This window comes from Ruegeria sp. YTSC004 (genome assembly GCF_059609805.1).
The window spans coordinates 1-20,841 of sequence record NZ_JBXWMJ010000025.1; the positions used below are offsets into that span (position 1 = coordinate 1).

A 20,841-nucleotide genomic window follows, 5' to 3' on the forward strand; every position below is an offset into this window, starting at 1 on the left:
CCTGAATAGGCTTCTTCTGCGCCTCGCGCGCGATTTCAATGTCCGATTTATAGCTCATTGGGCAAAACCCCCGGTTGGAAAAGTCTGACAACACCTTGTCCGGAGCGGTGGCGCACCGTCTCAGATTCGTTTTTTCTTTAAGGTAAATAAATATTCCCTTGGGTCAATATGCGAGTTGTAGTAGCCAAATAGCCCACTGCCAAACTCACCATCAATGCCCAGTCGTCAACGACCCAAATCAAGCGTATCTTTTTCGACCTGCGCTGAGACTCAGCAGCCAATCTTCGACAATTAATTGCTCTGGAAAAGCACTGTTGAAAGGTCTTTTCAATAGGTAGTATCCTGACTCCGTTCGCACCGATGCGTCCTGGACTGGCCTGACCAAAGCGCCGCTTTCCAGCAATGGGTCAACAAGATGGGCCCAACCCAATGCAATTCCCAACCCATCAACCGCTGCTTGTACTGACAATGGGTAGGTGTTGAACGCGACAGCCTGTTCCATTGATGACGTCGATACACCATTGCCGCTGAACCATGCACGCCATGTCATCCATTCTGCATGGCCGCTGGTGACCTCAATGAGGTCAAGTTCCGGTAGCGCAGAAAGTTCCGCCGCATTGGGATTGCTTTTTAGGTACTCGGGGCTGCAAACCGGAAAAACGGTTTCTCCGAACAGAAGCTTTGCCTCGTACCCCGGCCAGTCGCCATCCCCTCGCAGAATGGTAAGGTCCATAGAATCTGACAGACATTCCGCGTCACTGTCAGAAGACACCAAAGAGATGCGGATACGGCCATTGGATTTGTTGAACTTGCGAAGTTGCGGCATCAGCCAAAGAGACGCAACAGAATTGGTCGCCGAAATCGAAACCGTATTGGCCTGATGCTTGGCCAGCATGTCGCGGCTGACATCCCGCATCAGGTCCAGTGATTTTTCCACGGTTGCCAACAGGATGGCACCCTGCTGAGTAAGGGAAACAGAACGATGCCCCCGTACAAACAAGGGCACGTCATAATGCTGTTCCAGTAAGCGCACTTTGCGGCTGATTGCGGTCTCTGAGATGTTCAGAACCTTGCTGGCTTGCGCAAAACTCTGCGCCTTGGCAGCTGCCTCAAATGCCAACAAATAGTCCAGCGGCGGCAAGACTTTCCCGGTGACTGGCGCTTTTTTTGGCATTTGGGGACCTTTTCCCGAACTGGACGAGGGCACGATCAAGAACATTTGCCCGCATCTGTCTGCATCGGATCAGGCAACTGTTTGTTAAGATAGCAAAAAGTCGGATTAGCCTCAAGAAATTATGGCCAAAGCCCCTCAAATTTCTGTTCTGCGCATTAGACGATCTTGGGCAGAATGCATGAATTCAGGGCCGGAAGAGTCCTCAACTCAAAAATGAATGTCACTCAGGGAGCAAACATGAAACTTACAAACCTACTTTCTGCTGCAACCTTGGCAGCAGTAGCGGGAACTGGCGCGGCTGCCGAAGACAGCAGCGACCCGATCGTAATCCCCATTCACAACTGGTCCAGCCAGATCGTGATGTCGAATGTTGTCGGCCTGATCTTCGAAGAGATGGGCAACAATGTCGAATATGTCACCACTGACAGCCAGGCCGTCTATGAATCCGTACGTTTGGGCGATGTCGCGCTGGAGATGGAAGTCTGGGAAGGTGCCTTTGGTGCATCCTACCGCGCGGCACTGGAAAAAGGTGGTCTGCATGATGCGGGCGATCATGATGCGGTCACGCGCGAGGATTGGTGGTATCCGATGTGGACCAAGGAATCCTGCCCGGGCCTGCCTGACTGGCAGGCACTGAACGACTGTGCGCACCTGTTCGCCACAGCCGAAACCGGCGACAAGGGCCGGTATCTGGATGGGCCGGTCGACTGGTTGAAGCATGGTAAAGAACGCGCCGAAGCACTGGATCTGAACTTTACAGTGATCAACGCGGGTTCAGCCGCAGCCCTTTGGGCCGAGATTGGCGCGGCAGAGGCCGACAAAACGCCGGTTTTGGTCTTTAACTGGACGCCAAACTTCGCCGAAGCTGTTTGGCCAGGTGAGTTCGTTGAGTTCCCGGCATGGGAAGATGGGTGCGACAAGGATCCAGCTAAGGGTCCCAATCCGGAAGCGCTGTATGATTGTGGCAACCCTGCCGAGGGTTACCTGAAAAAGGCAGCTTGGGATGGCATGAAAGATAAGTGGCCGGCCGCGTATTGCGCCCTGACCGAGATTTCCTTCACCAACCCGCAGATTGCAGAGATGGCGAAGCTGGTCGACACGGATGAGCTTGAGCCGGAAGAAGCGGCCGAGGAATGGCTGGACGCCAATCGCGACGTTGTTGATCCCTGGATCAGCGCCTGCGGCGCATAATCCGGTTACACAACCGAAACTGGCGCGGCCTTGTCTATCACATCGATGCAAGGCCGCGCTTAACAAGAAAGAAAGGCAGCCATGTCAGCCACCGCGCCCGTCATCTCAGCCAAAAATGTCTGGAAACTGTTTGGGCCCTCGCCAGAGAGCTATCTGAAATCCATGCCTGCGGGTCGCAGCTTTGATGAGATTCGGGCGGATGGGTACATCGCCGGGGTCAAGGATGTCTCGATCGAAGTGGACCAGGGAGAGATGCTGGTCATCATGGGGCTGTCGGGATCGGGTAAGTCGACACTGGTACGGTGCTTCTCACGCCTGCACGACATCACAGGCGGAACGATTGAGGTGGACGGTCAGGATATCATGAGCCTGAGCGAACGCGAGCTGATTGAGCTGCGCCGCAACAAGATGGGTATGGTGTTTCAGTCCTTCGGATTGCTGCCGCATCGCACGGTTTTGGACAACGTGGCCTTCCCGTTGGAAATGCGTGGACAGGATCGCCACGACCGGCGCGAACGCGCGCTGGAAGTCATCAAACTGGTTGGCCTTGAAGGCCGCGAAGAATACTTCCCGCGCGAACTAAGTGGCGGTCAACAGCAACGGGTCGGTATCGCCCGATCCTTAGCTATCGAACCGGATATTTGGTTTCTTGATGAACCATTTTCGGCGCTTGATCCGCTGATCCGCCGTGAAATGCAGGATGAATTCCTGCGTCTGCAAGAGATGTTGGGCAAAACCATCGTCTTCATCACGCATGACTTTGACGAGGCGCTGCGCCTCGCCGACCGGATTGCCATCATGCGCAACGGTGCGGTCGAGCAATGCGACACCCCGGACCAGATCGTGATGAACCCCGCCACCGAATACGTGGCCAAGTTTACCGAGGACATCGACAAAGCCCGAGTCGTGCACGCGAAAGGGCTTGCAAAACCCGTAAACGGTCATGAGCTGGAAGGCGCCCCGATCAATGGTGCCTCAACCATCCATGAACTGGCGCGCGTATTGGTCAACGACGACAGGATCCTTTTACCGGTCGCGAATGACAAAGGCGTTGTAACAGGCGTTCTGGACCGCAACACCGCGTTGAACGTTCTGCTTGGAGCCGAATGATGGCGACGCTGTCCACCGAAATACCGGACACATCCGACAGAACGTTTGGACGGACCAAAGTCCTTACGGCACTGCTTGTCACGGCCTTTGCGCTAATCCTTGCCAAGGCCGTGGGCATTCTGCCTGAATGGCTGAACCGAATTCCTGAAGCCGCAATACCGCCAACGGCGCAAATTCTGGATACTGTCTTTAACTTCATTCAAAACGACCTGGGCCTGATTTATGTCACTCGCTTTATTGCAGAAGGCCCGTTGGAGTTTTTGCTGGATACGTCTGCGAACCTGCTAGAGGGCAAGCGGCGCTGGCCCTATCTGGGCCCAATCCCATGGTCCGCAATCGCCGCTGTGGCTGCTGTTGTCGGCTATGCCGTAGGTGGCTGGAGGCTCGCCGCGTTGGGCGCCGGAACCTTCATCTGGACCGCGGCAATCGGGCAGTGGAAGATCGCCATGCAAACGATGTCTGTCATCGTAGTCGCGGCACCTCTGGCATTTCTTCTGGGCTTGGTTCTGGGCATCGCCGCCTGGAAATACGGCTGGTTCGAACGGATGCTGAAACCCATCCTGTCCGTGCTGCAAACCCTGCCCTTCTTTACGTATCTCTTGCCAGCAGTGATCTTCTTTAAGGTCGGACCGACAGCTGGGGCCGTCGCAACAATTACCTTTGCCATTCCACCGATGATTCTGATGACCACTTTGGGCCTAAAAAAGGTCAGCCCCGAAGTGATTGAAGCCGGCCAAATGTCCGGGTGCACACGCTGGCAGATGCTGCGCCATGTTTATGTTCCGGCTGCACGCACCGAGGTTCTGGTTGGCGTTAACCAAGTGATCATGCTGTGTCTTGCGATGGTTGTTTTGACCGCCTTTATCGGAATGCCCGGTCTTGGCGCGAAACTGTTGGCAATGATGGGTAGTTTTAAACTGGGCCGTTCTTTCGAGATTGGTGTCACCATTGTTCTTTTGGCCGTCACACTGGATCGGATGTCAAAGGCCTGGGTCGTCAAGCAGCCGGTGCACTTCGAACGCGGAACTCCGTGGTGGAAACGGCATCAGATTTCGCTGGTCGCGCTGGGTCTGTTTGTTGGGTTTACTCTGCTGGCACAGGTGTTCCCGATCCTCGCAGAAATTGGTCGGAAGCAGCATCTCAGCCAGGGCAAGGAAATCGACGTGGTGATCAAATCGATTCTGGCCATCGATGTGATCAAGGGCACGACCGAATGGCTGCGTTGGTTCCTGAACGTCAAGGTATTGATCCCGTTCCGGAACACGCTACTCGCCATTCCAACTCCCGCTTTCATCCTGCTGGTTGTATCCTTTGCCTATTGGGTCGGTGGCCGAAAACCCGGCATCTACGCCGCGATCTTTTTTTCGATTGTCGCTTTCTCGGGCTGGTGGGATCGGTCGGTCATCACGCTCTATACTGTGATTTCGGCAGTCGCGCTGGCGACTATGATCGGTATCCCCTTGGGCGTTGTTGCAGCCCGATCCAACCGCTGGTCCAAGAGCATCCTGCTGGCCTGCGACACCGCGCAAACCTTCCCAAGCTTCATCTACCTGATCCCCGCAATCATGCTGTTTGGGGTCAATGATGTGGCAGTTGTATTCTCAATCCTGATCTTCGCCGCCGTGCCGCTGATCCGTTACACGATTATTGGTCTCAGCAGCGTACCGCCGGAAATGACCGAGGCTGCTGATATGTCCGGCTCTACCCGTCGGCAAAAGCTGATGTCGGTACAATTTCCGTTGGCACTGCCGACAATGGCCGTCGGGTTCAATCAGGCAATCATGTTCGCCTTCTTCATGGTTATCATTGCCGCCTTCATCGGCACGCAGGATCTGGGGCAGGAACTGCAACGAACACTGGCAGGCACCGAATTGGGCAAGAACTTTGTGCTGGGTCTGAACGTGTCGCTGATGGCACTGACATTTGACATGGCAATCAGCAGCTGGGCCGAGAAGCGCAAGCGCGCTTTGGGGCTGGATTAACCGGAGTTTCGGAGATGAACGTAAAACCTGTATTTGAGGTCCCGTTCGAACGCAGCGGAGTTCTGGCCCCCGGCCTTCCGATCCTGCCACATGGAACGGAACGCCACCCGGTCCCCGGAATGGGGTCCCGCGCTGTTCCGGTCTCCAAAGGCGATACGATAACCTTGCTGGACCGCGACGGGATGCAACCGGCCGAGATGGTCTTCTTTGCCCCTGACCGGAGTTCCGATGCGGCCATGCTTGGCGCGCAGGGGCACGGGCGACCGGAGGGATTGATTGCGACGCTGGCCAATGGATCGCCGTCCGGCAAGAAAGTGCTACGCGCTTTGGAAGTTGCCGGATTTGACATTGGAAAAGGTGACGCAATCCGAGCGTTCATGGACGGGTCGCGCCCTGGCGACATGGTGCATTTCGTCGCTGAAAGTGATGGCCTTCTGATCGTGGCTGCACCCGGCAAGGCGATGCGCCCCGAAGATAACAACCCTCCCACGGATATCATTTTGTACATCCAGCGATCTGCACCCGGTTTGGCAAAGCCCGATGTTGGACCACCCGAACCGCTGGCCGATCCGCTCAAGGACTTCAATATTCAGCCGGGCAACGCCCACTCGTACGAGGTCAAGGCCGGCGAGTTCATCCAGATTGTCGATATTCGCGGGCGTGAGTGCTCGGATTTTCAGGCCTTCAGCCTCCGAGCGCTGGATCAGGGGATCGAACGCGAGATTGATCCGACAACAACGCGCAGCCTAATGGGCAGCTTGTACCCAAAACCGGGAATTTTTTCGAAATACTGGTCGGTAGATCAGGAGCCACTGATAGAGATCGTTCAGGATACCTGCGGGCGTCATGACACGTTTGGCCTTGCCTGTACGGCGCGGTATTACGAAGATCTCGGTTACCCCGGCCACGTGAACTGCTCGGACAATATCAACAAGGATTTGGACCAGTACGGCATCAAGCCGCGTGGTGGTTGGCCCGCGATCAACTTCTTTTTCAACACAATGCTGGACGACACCAATGCCATCGGAATGGACGACCCCTGGTCGCGCCCCGGTGACTTCGTCCTGCTTCGCGCGCTGACAGATCTGGTCTGCGTCAGCACCGGTTGTCCCTGCGACATCGATCCGGCCAATGGCTGGAATCCTACCGATATTCAGGTGCGAACCTACAAGGCGACCGAGGATTTCAAACGATCCTATGGCTATAGAAAATCTGCGGAGGCGGACGTGGAAGAAACCAAGAAAACTGCATTTCACGACTGCTTTGCACGGCACACCCGTGATTTCATCGAATACAACGGCTATTGGTTGCCAAATACGATGACCAATCACGGCGCGATTGCCGAATACTGGGCCTGCCGGGACAAGGTCGCGGTCATGGACCTGAGCCCATTACGAAAATACGAAGTTGTCGGCCCCGACGCAGAGGACCTGATGCAGCTGTGCGTGACCCGCAACATAAAAAAGCTAAGCGTTGGTCAGGTCGTGTATACGGCCATGTGCTATGAGCACGGCGGTATGATCGACGATGGTACGGTATATCGATTGGGTGAAACAAACTTCCGCTGGATTGGCGGGAATGACACGAGCGGTTTGTGGCTGCAGGAACAGGCGCTCAAACGCAATATGAATGTTTGGGTGCGCAACTCGACTGATCAATTGCATAACATCGCAGTTCAAGGGCGGTACAGTCGTGACATCCTTTCCAAAATCTTCTGGACACCGCCCCAACAACCGACGATCGAAGAATTACCGTGGTTCCGGCTGACCGTCGCCCGGGTTGGTGATGTGCAGGGGACATCTGTGGTAATTTCCCGGACCGGATATTCAGGTGAGCTGGGATATGAAATCTTCTGTCATCCCAAAGATGCCATCGAAATCTTTGATCGCGTCTGGGAGGTGGGCCAGGAATATGGCATCGCTCCGCTTGGACTTGCGGCTCTGGATATGGTGCGGATCGAAGGTGGCTTGATCTTTGCCGGGTCCGAATTCGACGATCAAACCGATCCCTTCGAGGCTGGCATCGGCTTCACCGTTCCACTGAAATTAAAGCCCGACGATTTTATCGGGCGGATAGCGATTGAAGAACGCAAGGCCCATCCTCATCGCAAACTGGTCGGTTTCGAGGTTGAGGGAGGTACGGTCCCCTCGCCCGGCGACTGTGTACGTGTTGGAAAGGCGCAAGTTGGAGAGATTACCAGCGCGATGAAATCACCCATTCTGGGCAAGGTCATTGCGTTAGGCCGGGTTTCGGTCACTCATGCCGTCGTCGGAGCTGACATTGAAATCGGGCAACTGGACGGCCAGCAAAAGCGCCTGAAAGCCAAGGTCGTGCCTTTCCCGCATTTTGACCCGACAAAGGAACGCGTGAAGGGCAACTATTCAATTGCTGATGTTCCTGATGCCGCAGAATGACGACTCTTCAACAAAAGTATTGGTCACAGGGATTCTCCCGTCCGGGCGCAACGTATGCGATTGTTTGCCGAGCTAAAACTGCACAGCAACAGGAGTTCTGTCTGCCCCGCTCCTGCGTCCGATATCGAACTCCCACAATAGTGTCTCGTTGAGTTTTTGGCTTTCACTTGTGACGGTTGTGTTTGTTCAACCGACTATTGGACTGGCTGCAGAATGCGCACAATTTTCTGCACTTGAAAACTATGATGACACCGGGATTGCACCTGTTGGGTCCGTATGCCAGCCATTTGACGGCTTGGGCAATTCACGCGGCGTTTCGTGTTATTGGGAATTTCAGTTCAGAAGCGATGAGGCCACAAGCTACTTCCACGACATATGGGCTGAAGTGGCGCGTTGCCGAGACGGTACGCCGGCTCCGATTGATAGGCAGGTCAATCACCCAGACAGCTATGTGCTTAGAGAATTGGACGCCGGAATTCGTGTCTATCGGGTTTCCATTAAAGACAAGAGCCAAGAGAAGCGCACACTGGTTTTCCTGAGTGTCGAGCACAACAACTGAGACGACCGCCTGACGTCAGTTCCAACGGGATCGCTTCAACCACCACCTTGGGTGTGCAAAAGATTCCGTCCGTCAAGCGACCAAACATGATTTCAATTCTATTTCGTAGTTTGTAGCAGCGTTTGTTGTACCAGGCGGGCTTGTCGCGTGATTTCCGGACCGGGATGCAGGGCTCTAGGCCTTTGTTATAAGGGCTTCGCGAAACCCGTCCGCATCATAGCCGCGATCACCCAGTAACCAATCAGCGATGGCAGGCTGTTCACCAGAGCCCTGGCGCCCGTGAAATCGCTGATTTGCCAGCGGAAAGGAAGTAGCGTATCGGACGTCCGAGACTATCGGTAACAGCATGCAGCTTCGTGTTCATGCCGCCTTTGGCTCGCCCGATCAGCCTGCCGCGACCCTCTTTTTCAACCGCAGGCTGGAGGCCGTGCGCTGCGCTTTGAGGTCGGTCGCGTCAATCATGTTGGTCTTGTGATCGGTCCCCTCCGCTGCCAGTCCGGCCATGATCCGAGCAAACACGCCCATATTTCTCCACCGCTTCCAAGGGTTATATAGCGTCTTTGGCGGGCCACATTCACGAGGCGCATCGGACCAGCGCAACCCATTGCAATTGATGAAAATAATGGCGCCAAACACAATCCGATCGTCAACCCACGACTTGCCATGGCTCTTTGAAAAGTAAGGCCGAAGACGCTCCATCTGTTGGTCTGTCAGCCAGAATAGATTGCTCATGAAGTACCCCTGCAACTCCGGGGCTTGACTCACGCAGCCGAGATAGTGGCAACAAATTTATGGGTCCAGAACCTAGGCATATGCGCGCGTGTCAGGACCTTGGGGCGAGATCACCACCAATGGCCCGGCAGCCTTCGGCCACTCCGAAGAAGCCATTGCGCATCAGATCCTCTCAGGCGCTTTCTTCGGGTTCTTGCCATCTCACCTTGGGCAGCCTTTTGAGGTATCACTTCAGATGCGTCGAATAGGCTCAAAGAACCTGACTTCCACAACACCGGCTGGTATTCTGCAGTCCGCAAGGGAAAAGGAAGACCCACTTGCTCGAGCCTTCCTGGAAGGGTTGCAAAACGGAGTGCACTGACCCAATTCAACGGCCCATATTCAAACCCGCGCACTGAGATTGGCAGCGGCCCAAACCGGATGAGGTGGGTGGCTCCTGCTCCACCAACATCGAATATGCCAAAGTGTAGATGTCATCGACTGCTAGAAAAGGAGCGACCCAAGGACAGAAAAGACTGGAGGCCTGGATCTGGCCAAGGATGTTTTTCAAGTTCACGGCATTTCAGAGAACGGCCGAGTGATTTTCAACAAAGCCATCAAACGCGCAAAGCTGCTCCGCTTCTTTGAGACGCTTCCACCCTGCAGGGTCGGGATAGAAGCCTGCGGCTCGTCTCATCACTGGGGTCGCCAGCTGCGAAAATTAGGGCACGACGTGAAGCTCATGCTGGCCGGATACGTCAAACCCTATATGAAGCGCGGCAAGAACGACGCCGTTGATGCTGAGGCGATCTGTGAAGCGGTCCGTGGACCAACCATGCGATTTGTCGAGATCAAGACGGAAGAGCGGCAAGCCATTCTCTCAATCCATCGGACTCGAGATCTGACCGTCCGGCAGCGCACCCAACTGGCCAACATGATCGCAGCCTTTTGCGTGAGTTTGGGCATATCTTGCCCATTAGGATCGAAGCAGTGACGGCTTTTGCAAAGCGTCACCTTGATGGCGACCATCCAGAAATGCCGGAGATCGCCAACGACGTGCTCGGTATCCAGTGCTATCAGTTTTTCGGCCTGAACGAACGCATCGTTGGCTATTCTAAGATGATCCAGCAACATGCCCTTCTGAATGCAGATGCGCGTAGATTGATGCGTATGCCTGGTATCGGCCCGATCACGGCTTCAACGATTGTCGCTACGATTGGCGATGCTAAACAGTTCCGGACCGGGCGCGATCTGGCGGCTTGGCTCGGACTGACCCCACTTAACAAATCCAGCGGTGGCAAGGAACGTCTGGGCAAGATCACGAAGCAAGGTGATCGCTACATTCGCAAGCTGTTGGTCGTAGGCATGACATCGCATGCTGTGATGGCGAAACGTTCGCCAGAGAAGGTCGATTTGTGGACAGCAAAGATCATCGCAGACAAACCGTTCCGACTGGCAACAATTGCCATGCCCAACAAGGCCGCGCCGGACATCTGGGCGATGCTCACAAAAAAACAGGAATACCGGCAGCCTGCGTTCTAATCGCGTCGACTGTCCACGAGATGCAAGACGTTGAAGTGATGATGCGAAAAAAAGTGAACCAAAAGCAAGGAATCTCCGGGAATGGCAGCGACCCTCAGTGGTCGATAACCCGATTGGACCCTCGCTCGCGGAATTCATCAGGTCAGTGGCGACAATGCCGCCACGCAAATAGGCCGGACAGACGAGAGTACTGACAAAAACACCCGCAAACATCGCCAATAAACTCTTGCAATGCAGGAGCCACCCACCGAGGTCACTCAACCCCCGCGCGCGACGCTGCAGTCGCAGCCCGTCGAAACGGACCTCAATCGATCGCGCAGCACCACGGGCAATCAATGAGCGAGGCCAATCCGAACGCTGTCAACTCAATCGGACCACTTCATTTAATGACAGGCACTTTACACACCCAGAGTCGCGTTAAGGCGTGACGCGTGCAAAAAGATACATTTTATGGTAGTATTGCGCCCTTAATTTCGAACAGGTTTATTGCTATGGACCAAGATCGTTTTAAGCACAGACTTCGTTTTGCTATTGGGATCACGCTTTTATCGGGCATCGTGACGTCTACCGCTTCCGGCCAGGATGTTGACGCGCCAATGGCGTCCGGCATCTCGGAAACAACGATGCGTGCCCAGCCACTGAACAACGCCTTTCCCGCAAACTTCATGGGGACTTGGGAGCCCTATGACGATGGCAACTGGCTGAATTTCGACCTCGACTTCACCAGCGGCACCGAAGCCATTGAGATGCTCGAGGCGCGTGTCACCTACAGGGATGCCGATGGCATGGAACTGGGAACCGCGACCGTGGGACAGCGCGACCTGTCCTTTGCGGTACTCAGCCGGACCGACACAGCCGGAGCGGCCCTGCCTCCGGCATTTGATGAAACCGGTGGACGGCTCGACGATTTCGGCTCATTCGGCGATCAATGCGTTGCGGACATCGTGATAGACTCCAATGGTCTGCTCTACGCCGGAGGGTCAGGGACCAATTCGACGCTGTTCGTCGACGATGGCGGCGAGCCGCTCATCCCATTCGCATCGCCGTCCGCTCTGCCGAACGGATCGCTTTTGTCGCGCTATACCGAGGACGGAGACAATGACGATGCCTTCTCGGCCAACGGGTTGGAAGCGTTGTCGATCGCAAATCCGATCGTTGAAAACGGGACGGTCAGACACAGCGTGAACGCTATAGCGGTCGATGCTCTAGGCAATATCTGGGCTGGCGGCGAGGCGTGGCTGCTGGATGTTCCGTCCGATGACGACCTGCTGTCGTGGTGGTCCGTCATGCGGATCGATACGAATGGCGCTGTAGAGCCGTTTTTCGGCGCTCAGATTCTGTTTCCCGAGACGGACAACGGCAGAATAGCCGATCTCGCTTTGCTGTCAGGCAGCATGATCGCCGTCGGCTCCATCGAAGTCGAGGACCGGCCACGGGCGACGCTTGGCATCATCAGTGCAAATGATGCCGAGATCATGGTCGAGGATTTCCTGCCCGACGACATGGTTTCGACATACAGCACTGTCGCATTGGACGACGAGGATCGCATTTACGTCGCCGGCTGGTTCGGTCCGCTGCAGGAACTGATTGTCGATGAAGACGACGAACTCGAAGACCGGACATGGTTCGTCGCGCGGTTTCTGTCCGACGGCATGCTCGACGAGGATTTCGGCACGGCAGGCCGAGTCGATGTCGCCTTTCCAGGGGTCGACCGGGGCGCACCCTTGGCTATGGCCATTGACGGTGACGACCGGATCGTCACCGTCGGCACCGTGTCACCGGGCCCGGGCATCTCGGCCCAGGCCGCCATCGTTCGAATGACATCCTCCGGCGAACTTGACGACGCGCTTGCCCCGGCTGAAGCCGGTACGGGAATCGTGGTGAGGGATTTTGGATTTCCCGGCCTCGTCGGCGCGGGCGATGTTGCGATCGATGCGGAGGGCAGGATCGTTGTCTCCATATTCACCTCTGACATGTTCGCGGCCGTCCGTCTGCTCGATGATGGCGACCTGGACCAGGATTTCAACCAGAACGGCATTGTCGCACTGGAACATCCGGACACGCCTGACCAGACCGGCACGCGATCCACGTCGGTCGCGATCGCATCAGGCAACCGCGTGGTTTTGGGCGGCTGCGCCACCAGCGCTTCAGGCGAGGGGAATATTGCATTGATGCGGCTGAGGGAGGATGGTCTGCTGGATTCCAACGCCACACAGATCCCGCCAGCAACCCGCGTCATCGTTGCCTTCCCCGACGAAGCGCTGGCGGATGACGACCGGTTGTTGCCCTTTGCGGGCGACCCGCCCGCAAGCGTGGATGTCGAGCTTGACGTGCGCGAAGTCGACACTGACGAGGAATGGACGCTTTCGTTCAACGAGATTCCCACGCCGACTTTCGCACCGGTTCCGTTCACCGACGGATCGACCTACGTCTTCCCGCTTTCGCCGACGCAACTGTTTGTCTCGCTTCCCGATGACGATGCCTGTGCGGCGCTTGACGACAATGACGACGGCGATGACGAGACAGCGCCCGATCCGCCGGTTCTGAACTACCGGATCAATGTTGCGCATGAGCTTCGCTTTGGCGATATCGAAACCCATCACCGGCATTTCGTAAACAGCCTGAACAACCCAAGCGCGACCAACAACCAGCGCTACGCCTATGATATCGGCGTCACGGATGCCGACGGAAACCTGTCCCGCCCCCTCGACGATGCGTGCAAGGGTATCGACAACCTGCAAAACACCGACAGTTACATCTGGGGCCAGCCGGTGATCGCGATCGCCGATGGCGACATCGTCGGCCTCGACAATAGCCAGCCGAGCAACCCGCGCCCGGGTCCACGCCTAGCGAGTGTCCCGGCGCCCGGGAATTTCATCTCGATCCAGCATTCGAACGGAACGGTCTCGAACTACTACCACATGATCCCGGGCTCCATTCCTGCGAATTTCGGAATGATCGGATCCTGCGGAATGGGGCAGGTCTGCAGTGTCGAACAAGGTGACGTGATCGGCATGGTCGGCAATTCCGGTAACAGCAGCGGGCCACATCTGCATTTTCAGCTGATGGACGGACCGAGCCTGAACAACGACGACGGGCTGCCGATCGGGTTCAGCAACGTGATACTGGATGGTATGCTGCAAACGAATGTCATTTTCCACAGCCGACAGGTGCTAGGCGACATCCTGCCAATACCCGAAACCCTTGAATTGAATCCGCCGACACCCTCGGGTGCGGTCGGCGAGGCAGAGCCAAATGACGGTCTTGCCGAGCACCATGCCGTGACGCCACCGACCATCGTTTCCGGCACGATATCGGTAGTCGAGGCCCCCACCGTCGCAGTGCGCGGCGATCCGGTCGAGGACATCTACCGGTTCCAGAGCGAAACACGTGCCAGGGTGTTCATCCGGCTCGAGGCGGCTCAGGCTTTTGAAAACCTTGACGTATATCTGCTGAACGAGGGCCTACAGATGCTCAACCCTGACCGCGCAGGCTGGGGTCCGGGCGGGATCGAGGAAATCGTGCTCACCGTGCCACCGGGTCGGTTCTATGTCGCGGTTTCGGACCCGGAGGACGGCTCGGGGGTCGATTACGAGCTCGAGATCGATATTCGCCCATTCGCCTGGCAGTATTCGGCCAAGGTGGTGTGCGGCTCACAGCCCGACCCTGAGAACGGGCGTCTGGTGCCGGGACGCTACGCGACAACCGTCAACATTCACAATCCGGGCGGCAACGAGGCGCTGGTTTTCAAAAAGCTTGCACTCGGGTTTCCGCCGGTTGAACAGCGGCCGGGACGAATTTACGAGATTGGCGAGGACACGCTCGGTTATGATCAGGCGGTGAAGACGGATTGCGCCGATCTGGAACTGAATGCGCTCGGTGGCGCACCACCCGAGGGCGAAACCTATTACGAAGGTTGGGTCGTTGTTCAGAGCACCGAACAACTAGACGTCACAGCGGTTTACTCCGCGGCGACGCTGGGGCCTGAAGGCAACGTGACCGGAGCCCACTCGATCGACGTCGAGCAGATTTCTGAACACGGCTTGGGCGTCGACCTTTCGGTCACCAAATCGGCCGAGGATTTCACCTGGCCGTTCGGCGACCGTTTGCTCCATTTCATCCTCTACACGGTTGACGTCGCCAACGCCGGACCGGCGGTTGCTGGCAATGTCCGGGTCAGTGACACCATGGCCCTAAACCTGCTGAACGCGGATGGCGCAGCAGCGCTTCTTCCGTTGCCGCTCGATCTGCCGCCGACAGGGTCGCTGATCTCGATCGAAGCCCTGTCGCAAACCGAATCCGCGGCGGAATTCGATATCGGCGACATCGCCCCCGGATCGGTGCGCAGCATTCGGTTCTGGGGCGTTGCCGCCGCGGGCGCGACAGGTTCCCCGGCCTTTGCGTTTGTCAAGAACACTGCGGTGGTCCGGGCTGGCGAGGCGGAATTGATTGAGGACGACAACAGCGACAGCATCAACACGGTGATATTACCATGACTCAGATGACGCATATTCTGCTGACCGGCCTTGCGGCGCTCTCACCTTTTTTTACCTCCAGCACCTCGGCGCAAAACAGCGAAACCGCACCTCCAAAACCCGAAATCCGGCCGGAAATGCGCATCTGCGGTCAACTGGCGCAACGCGACTCGCTCGCTCAGCTGGATAAGCACCTAAAGCAGTTGGGCCAGGTTGATAGAGACAGCGCCAACTACCGCGCGCCCGACCTGCCAGAAGACCTGCACGCTATGCTGCGATGTCTCATGGCCCGAATCGATACCGGCACTTAGCTGCATTGTGCCCGGCTCGAAACACTCCAAAGTAAACTCTTCCAGCCGTTGAGGCATTTTTTGCGTTTCTGTGCGGCAGCCCGGCCAATTAGAGCGGTTTGTGTTTTATCTATCCCGTATCCTGCGGCTGTGGAGAAGTAGCAGCATTCTTCGTCAGTGAAGAGCTCGCAAACGCGACCAACGGCATTCCATAGATCGTGGATGGTTCGGGGGCTCTGCTGCAAAGATTTAGCTGTTGACGCGCTGGGGTTTCGCGCGTGAATGGCTTTCGGTCCCAATTGGTCGAAAGTCATTCACCCGCAGCATCCCACCTCGTCAAGAGCCAAAAGTCTGCAATAGATCCTCCAGTAGACCGTCGCTTCTGGCTGTTCCAAAAGTTTGCGAAACATTTAAGATAATCGGGCGGAAATACCGTAATGCTCTTTATTGGCCCATTACGCGCACTATGGCAAAGCCTGGAAAATTGCACAGTTTTCGCAGTATTGATCAGGCCAATAGATGCCAACAAAGAACCATATCGACGGTTTAGCTACCAGACTAACTTAGTTGGCGCGCGATCTGTTCTACCAGTTCTTGAGCAACCTCCTCTGACACTCCCCGCAACCGTACTCGAATGCGAACTTCATCTGGTGACAGCTCGGCCTGTACTGCCCCCCCTCCAGCTAACTTGACCGGCGTCAACAGCTTGACTAGCTGCGGACGCCCTCCACGGGCTTTCTCGGCAGTAGGTGAAGGAGACGAATTCATTGCACCTTCCAGAGCATCCCATTCGGTTTTTGGATCGATAACTTCGGCTTCAGCAAGAGCTTGACGAAGTTTGCTCTGGGCACCCCCTCTCAGCGCCGACGCGAGTTTCAAACCCGCTTTTTCCGAAATCGCCACAGGATGCTGCAGTAAGTCGCCGAGCGCCTCGTGGATCATCGCAAAGCTTCGAACTTTCGATCTCTTGGCTTTGGAGGCGGTCGCAAATAGTACGTCGACTGCAGCCTCAGTCGACTCGAATATTCCCTGTCCAACAGCCAGAACTGCGATGCGTCCACGCTCATATGGGCTCAGATTTAGTCGGAGTTCATTTTCCTCAACCATCGACACGTAAGCCCCCTGCCCCGAACCGGCATCCCTCACGAAGGCTGGAATGGTTGCAAACCGATCATCAGTTTTGGACAAACGTCTAAATGCGTCTAAGCGCCTGAACCCCGAGATAAGACCAAAGCCGTCGCCTACACGAGTGACTTCAATGGGTGTGCGCAGCCCGTTAGACCGCAAAGACTCCAGAAGTTCCGCCATAGCCTCTTCGTCTTCGACCATTCGATCTCGACGAATATATTCGGCATCGATCAATTCCAAAGGCAGTATTTCAGCCACCAACCCGGCATCCTGAGCGTCTCGCCAGCGTGCGGCGTCGCTTTGATCTTTCGCTAACTCGACACGGTCCGTCACAGTTGTCATTCCGCTTAGGGACGCAGCTTCAGCCGCCACCTGAGCAATTGGTGGTGTGGACGACGAACCCTCAAATGGATTCAACGAAGGTTTCGCGGCGAAACCCACCTCCAACTCTTCCAACTCCGCTGTATTTGGAACAGCAAGCCTTCTACGTTTAGCCATTCGAATCTCCTCCCAATTGGGCATCGCGCCACCAGCAACCTATTAGAACTTCTTTGAATTCCGCGTAGGTACGATCAAAAGTTTCACGTCCACGGACATAGGTTTCGCGGTTAAAATCTCGGTAGTCAGCCTCATAAATACCGTTCACTTGTTCACCCGCCTGCCCGACCAAAGCAGTGAAATCCTGTCGGTAAGCGTTCATGAAGTCGCCAAAGTACGCTTGGATCACGTTCGCCATATCTGTCTGTTGGCTGGCATCAAATCGGGTAATGATTGCCCGAACGACATCCCATTCGAACTTCAACTCTGGCAATCCGGCTGCTCGTTGGGCGGTGTTTTCCCCATCTTCGATACTTGCGAACGTCGTATAGAGCATGTCAAAGAACCGGCCGGTTGAATCAAACTCCAGGAACGAAGCTCCGAGCGGTACCAAAAGGATGTCAGCCGCGGCCAAAGCGTTGATTGTTAGGTACCCAAGTGCAGGAGGTGTATCAATGAAGACGACGTCATAATCGTTGAGAACACCCTCATTCTCGAGAAAATTGGTGAGGCCATCCCACAATGGCCAACTTCTTAATCCCATACGCCACACTGGAATCTGGAACTCTGCCCAATACAAATTCAGCTGGGCACCAATAAGGTCAATATTGGGCCAATGGGTTTTCTGAATAACATCGGTTGGAGTTGTATTTAACGCCTCTTGCAGTGTCTCATCCAAAGGGATTTCGGCCTGCCCGCCGACCTGCCTGACGCGGTTTTCTTCTTGAACAGCCCTTGCGTAATCTTTGGCTATCAACGGAAATACTGTTTGCCATTCGTCCGCAACTGTTCCGCCAAGAATTGACGTCATTGATCCCTGGCTATCCAAATCAATTACAAGAACTTTGTACCCATCCAATGCCGCAGACATAGCGAGGTGAGCCGCAGTTGAAGTTTTGCCAACCCCCCCTTTGAAGTTTGCTACCGATACAACTTTCGCAGGCAGGCCCTCCGGGCGATATGGCAAGTATTCTTTGGTGCTGACACCTTCTGCCGCAAAGTGTTTTCGAAGGATTAAAACCTCTTCAAGAGTAAACCACTTTGACCCCGCTTCTCCTTCTCCTTGTGGAAGCTCTGCATTAGCTTTGAGAACGCGCCTTAGGTGAGCGGGCGCTACAGGAATAAGGTACTTTGTGATTTCCCAGATAGAGAAACGACGTAACCGTTTTTCACCGTCGGGCGCATAGCCTCTCCGGGCTAAATCTTCACGTCCTTTTGCACAGAACGCGGCGGCTTTTGCGAATCGCGAAGTTCCAATAGGATCTGGCAACTTCGCCGCTGCGCTTTCTGGATCGAGGTTAAGATAAGGGGGCAGGGGAGGTTGGTTAGTCTTATTCACTGTCGATACCTCAGGTAATGTTCGCCTTGTCAGCGTATATGGTGGAATGTAGCGAACATTTGGGTGAGAGGCTATCCTTCCTTTTCGTTTTTTCCACAGAAGTTGAGGCGACCACCAGGTTTCGCAGCGAAACTCAAAGAAATAATGAAAAAGAACGCAACAAATCGTTTAGTTTATTTGTAATATTTAGAATCTTTGCGAAGATAAAAATATTTATGATCAAGTAGTTAATCGACATTGGGTATCCGTTTACAGGGTGTAGGGGACCCTAATACGGGATCATAGGTACCCAAACACAGGTTCTGTAGTGTCAAGTTACGGTAAATAGGGGGCCGATTCTCAGGATGGTGCAATTCAGGGCGGAAAAGGCTCTAATACAAGGTTCAAGGAACGAGATTATCCTTGTTCTTTGCTTCGAGGGAATCCCATTTTGTGTGTTTCTGTGGATAACCTCAGGGCCGCGTCCAATAGGTACCCGTCCACGGGATAAAGCTAATCCTGTATTTGGGCACCCAAATAAGATTGCAACTCAGGTACCTATTGTGCAAACAATAGGGAAACGAGCAGCCAGGCAGAATCATGCCGGATACACAAGTTGACATGGACAATCTCTCAGGCGCGTTACGCCGTGAGACAGTAAAAAAGAACGTCGCCGCGATTCACATCAGTGGCAAGCTGTCGTTATTGCAACGCAAGCTGTCGAACGTATTATTGTTGAATGCCTATGATGCTTTAACGTCTGCACCGACCCATACAATTGATGCCAGAACATTGGCGATGATGGTTGGGTATAATTCAAACGACTTTGACACTCTGCGTGCAAGCTTGCGGGCTCTGGCTGAAACGGTTGCCGAATGGGATATGCTGGACGAACAGGGGCGCCAAGAATGGGGTGTCTCATCTTTGTTGAGTTTTGCCAAACTGAAGAATGGTATCTGTGAATACGCATATTCTCCGGCGTTGGCGCAAAAACTCTATGATCCAAAGATTTACGCGTTAATAAATGTCCAGATTCAAAGAAATTTTAGTTCAGGGCACGGCTTGGCGCTTTATGAAAACTGCTATCGATTTGTCCGGACAGGGTCGACGGGTTGGTGGGCGCTGGACGTCTTTAGAAAGCTAATGGGAGTCGACGGGAGCGAGTACTATGGCAGCTTCAAGCACCTAAATGCCAAGATCATCAAGCCCGCCGTCGCCGAAGTTAACAAAAGCTCTGATATTCTCATTGAGCCGGAGTTCCAAAAAAAGGGACGTACAGTTTCAGATATTCGGTTCCTGATAAAGGGCAACCCGCAGAAAGCGATGTTTGAGATTGACGATGAAGATGGCGTTCGCAATCTGACAATCTACAAGACGCTGCGCCAGCAAGGTGTGTCTGACAGGTTGGCGCGACAATGGATTTCTGAACATGGCGAAGACTATGTTCGGGAAAAGCTCGAATATGCCAAGGGCAGGGATGGTGTAAAGTCTACTCTTGGTTTTCTGTCTGCTGCCTTGCGGGACAACTATCAAGTGCCAGAAACGAAAACTTCGATGGTGCCAGACCCATCAGCGGGTGAAGCTGCAAAACGCAGGATTGCCGAACAAGAGCAGCAGGACAAGGAATACGAAGCAAGGACTGCAGAGCGAACCGAACGTGCGCGGCGATTGGCAATTGTTGAGGATCTGGTTTCGCGGCGAAACCCAACGCAGCGCGATGCGGATAAGCGGCTTTTTCTGTCGGGCCTTGATAATGACCTCGACCGAGAACATTTCAGAGCTCATGGATGGCGGTCAGGGCTGAATGCCACCAAGATCTTTGATTTCTGGGAGGAGCTCGAACCAGACGTATTCACATGAGAGGGTTTCTAAGTGCATGTATCCAAGGGTACCGCTTGTTAAAAGCAGAAATCGAAGTCCATCAAGTACTACATGGTGCGCATTCTGCGTAAATTCTGCGCATTGAGGTTGCTTTCCTTTTGAGTAGTATGAGTGTTTGTGCTTGTGTCGCAAACTTTCTCGGGGCTGTTAAAAATTAGGAAATTGTTCTGTTTACATTCAGCTTGAAGCCGAACTGATGGCCAAAACTGAGCGACTAGAGGCCAATTTTTCCCTGTGTTGATCCTCATTCGCGTACTCACATGTCGCCTATCGGGAAAATATTCTGCTCGCAAAATCTTTGCGACAGAACCGCTTGATCTCGTTAAAGGGCTGTCATTTCCCCAAGGATGCAGTTTCGTACGTTGTTTACTTCTATCTGCGGCACACAGTGTCCTATCGTGACTTGGAAGAGATCATGGCTGAGCGCGGTGTGCGGGTTGATCATGCCACATGGTTCTGTTGCAATCTTTTGACTATTGACGCGCTTGAATGCAGACGGTGAATGATAGCCGGTGTATTCAGTCGAGAA

11 protein-coding genes and 3 pseudogenes are annotated in these 20,841 nt (G+C 54.7%); 10 read left to right on the plus strand and 4 right to left on the minus strand.

All coding sequences use genetic code 11. The annotated features are described in order from the left end of the window. Positions 1 to 238: 238 nt before the first annotated feature. A complete protein-coding gene (locus AC2FFP_RS22590) occupies positions 239 to 1,174 on the minus strand; it encodes a LysR substrate-binding domain-containing protein (RefSeq protein WP_496727475.1) in 936 nt (311 codons plus the stop codon). A 237-nt stretch (positions 1,175 to 1,411) separates the two neighbouring features. On the opposite strand from AC2FFP_RS22590, the gene AC2FFP_RS22595 reads away from it, so the two are divergent. The 5 genes from AC2FFP_RS22595 to AC2FFP_RS22615 all read left to right on the plus strand — a co-directional run bounded on the left by AC2FFP_RS22595 (position 1,412) and on the right by AC2FFP_RS22615 (position 8,430). Then, on the plus strand, positions 1,412 to 2,365 hold the full coding sequence (locus tag AC2FFP_RS22595; protein WP_496770539.1) for an ABC transporter substrate-binding protein: 954 nt from the start codon (positions 1,412 to 1,414) through the stop codon (positions 2,363 to 2,365). An 81-nt stretch (positions 2,366 to 2,446) separates the two neighbouring features. Continuing rightward, positions 2,447 to 3,475 (plus strand): quaternary amine ABC transporter ATP-binding protein, encoded by a 1,029-nt coding sequence (locus tag AC2FFP_RS22600; RefSeq protein WP_496770537.1) that lies wholly within the window; start codon positions 2,447 to 2,449, stop codon positions 3,473 to 3,475. Further along, positions 3,475 to 5,457 carry an ABC transporter permease gene (locus AC2FFP_RS22605; RefSeq protein WP_496770534.1) on the plus strand — a complete coding sequence of 661 codons (1,983 nt, stop codon included), beginning with the start codon at positions 3,475 to 3,477 and terminating at the stop codon, positions 5,455 to 5,457. The genes AC2FFP_RS22600 and AC2FFP_RS22605 overlap by 1 nt, the downstream gene beginning before the upstream one ends. Before the next feature lie 14 nt (positions 5,458 to 5,471). Beyond that, positions 5,472 to 7,871: a trimethylamine N-oxide demethylase gene (locus AC2FFP_RS22610; RefSeq protein ID WP_496881537.1), complete on the plus strand. Its 2,400-nt coding sequence runs from the start codon at positions 5,472 to 5,474 to the stop codon at positions 7,869 to 7,871. Between the two features lie 148 nt (positions 7,872 to 8,019). Next, positions 8,020 to 8,430, plus strand: a complete 411-nt coding sequence (locus AC2FFP_RS22615) for a hypothetical protein (protein WP_496881540.1) — start codon at positions 8,020 to 8,022, stop codon at positions 8,428 to 8,430. Here AC2FFP_RS22615 and AC2FFP_RS22620 read toward each other — a convergent pair. Next, positions 8,369 to 9,162: pseudogene (locus AC2FFP_RS22620) on the minus strand (IS5 family transposase). The gene AC2FFP_RS22615 and the pseudogene AC2FFP_RS22620 sit on opposite strands and share 62 nt — an antisense overlap. A 523-nt stretch (positions 9,163 to 9,685) precedes the next feature. Between AC2FFP_RS22620 and AC2FFP_RS22625 the strand changes: the two are divergent. From AC2FFP_RS22625 to AC2FFP_RS22635, 3 genes and pseudogenes are all read left to right on the plus strand, one after another. Continuing rightward, positions 9,686 to 10,683 (plus strand): annotated as a pseudogene (locus tag AC2FFP_RS22625) (IS110 family RNA-guided transposase). Between the two features lie 557 nt (positions 10,684 to 11,240). Beyond that, positions 11,241 to 15,179: a peptidoglycan DD-metalloendopeptidase family protein gene (locus tag AC2FFP_RS22630; RefSeq protein WP_496881538.1), complete on the plus strand. Its 3,939-nt coding sequence runs from the start codon at positions 11,241 to 11,243 to the stop codon at positions 15,177 to 15,179. 5 nt (positions 15,180 to 15,184) lie between these two features. Continuing rightward, a complete protein-coding gene (locus AC2FFP_RS22635; RefSeq protein WP_496770526.1) occupies positions 15,185 to 15,469 on the plus strand; it encodes a hypothetical protein in 285 nt (94 codons plus the stop codon). Between the two features lie 537 nt (positions 15,470 to 16,006). Here AC2FFP_RS22635 and AC2FFP_RS22640 read toward each other — a convergent pair. Both AC2FFP_RS22640 and AC2FFP_RS22645 read right to left on the minus strand, forming a co-directional pair. Beyond that, on the minus strand, positions 16,007 to 17,074 hold the full coding sequence (locus AC2FFP_RS22640; protein ID WP_496770524.1) for a ParB/RepB/Spo0J family partition protein: 1,068 nt from the start codon (positions 17,072 to 17,074) through the stop codon (positions 16,007 to 16,009). Further along, the gene (locus AC2FFP_RS22645; protein WP_496727466.1) at positions 17,067 to 18,452 is read right to left on the minus strand and encodes an AAA family ATPase; all 1,386 of its coding nucleotides are present in this window, start codon (positions 18,450 to 18,452) and stop codon (positions 17,067 to 17,069) included. Before AC2FFP_RS22645 ends, AC2FFP_RS22640 begins: the two co-directional genes overlap by 8 nt. Before the next feature lie 579 nt (positions 18,453 to 19,031). On the opposite strand from AC2FFP_RS22645, the gene AC2FFP_RS22650 reads away from it, so the two are divergent. Both AC2FFP_RS22650 and AC2FFP_RS22655 read left to right on the plus strand, forming a co-directional pair. Then, positions 19,032 to 20,291, plus strand: coding sequence for a replication initiation protein (locus tag AC2FFP_RS22650; RefSeq protein ID WP_496881539.1), 1,260 nt, complete (start codon positions 19,032 to 19,034; stop codon positions 20,289 to 20,291). Positions 20,292 to 20,625: 334 nt separating this feature from the next. Beyond that, a pseudogene (locus AC2FFP_RS22655) lies at positions 20,626 to 20,763 on the plus strand (IS6-like element ISPmar1 family transposase); the annotation flags it as partial. Positions 20,764 to 20,841: the final 78 nt, after the last annotated feature.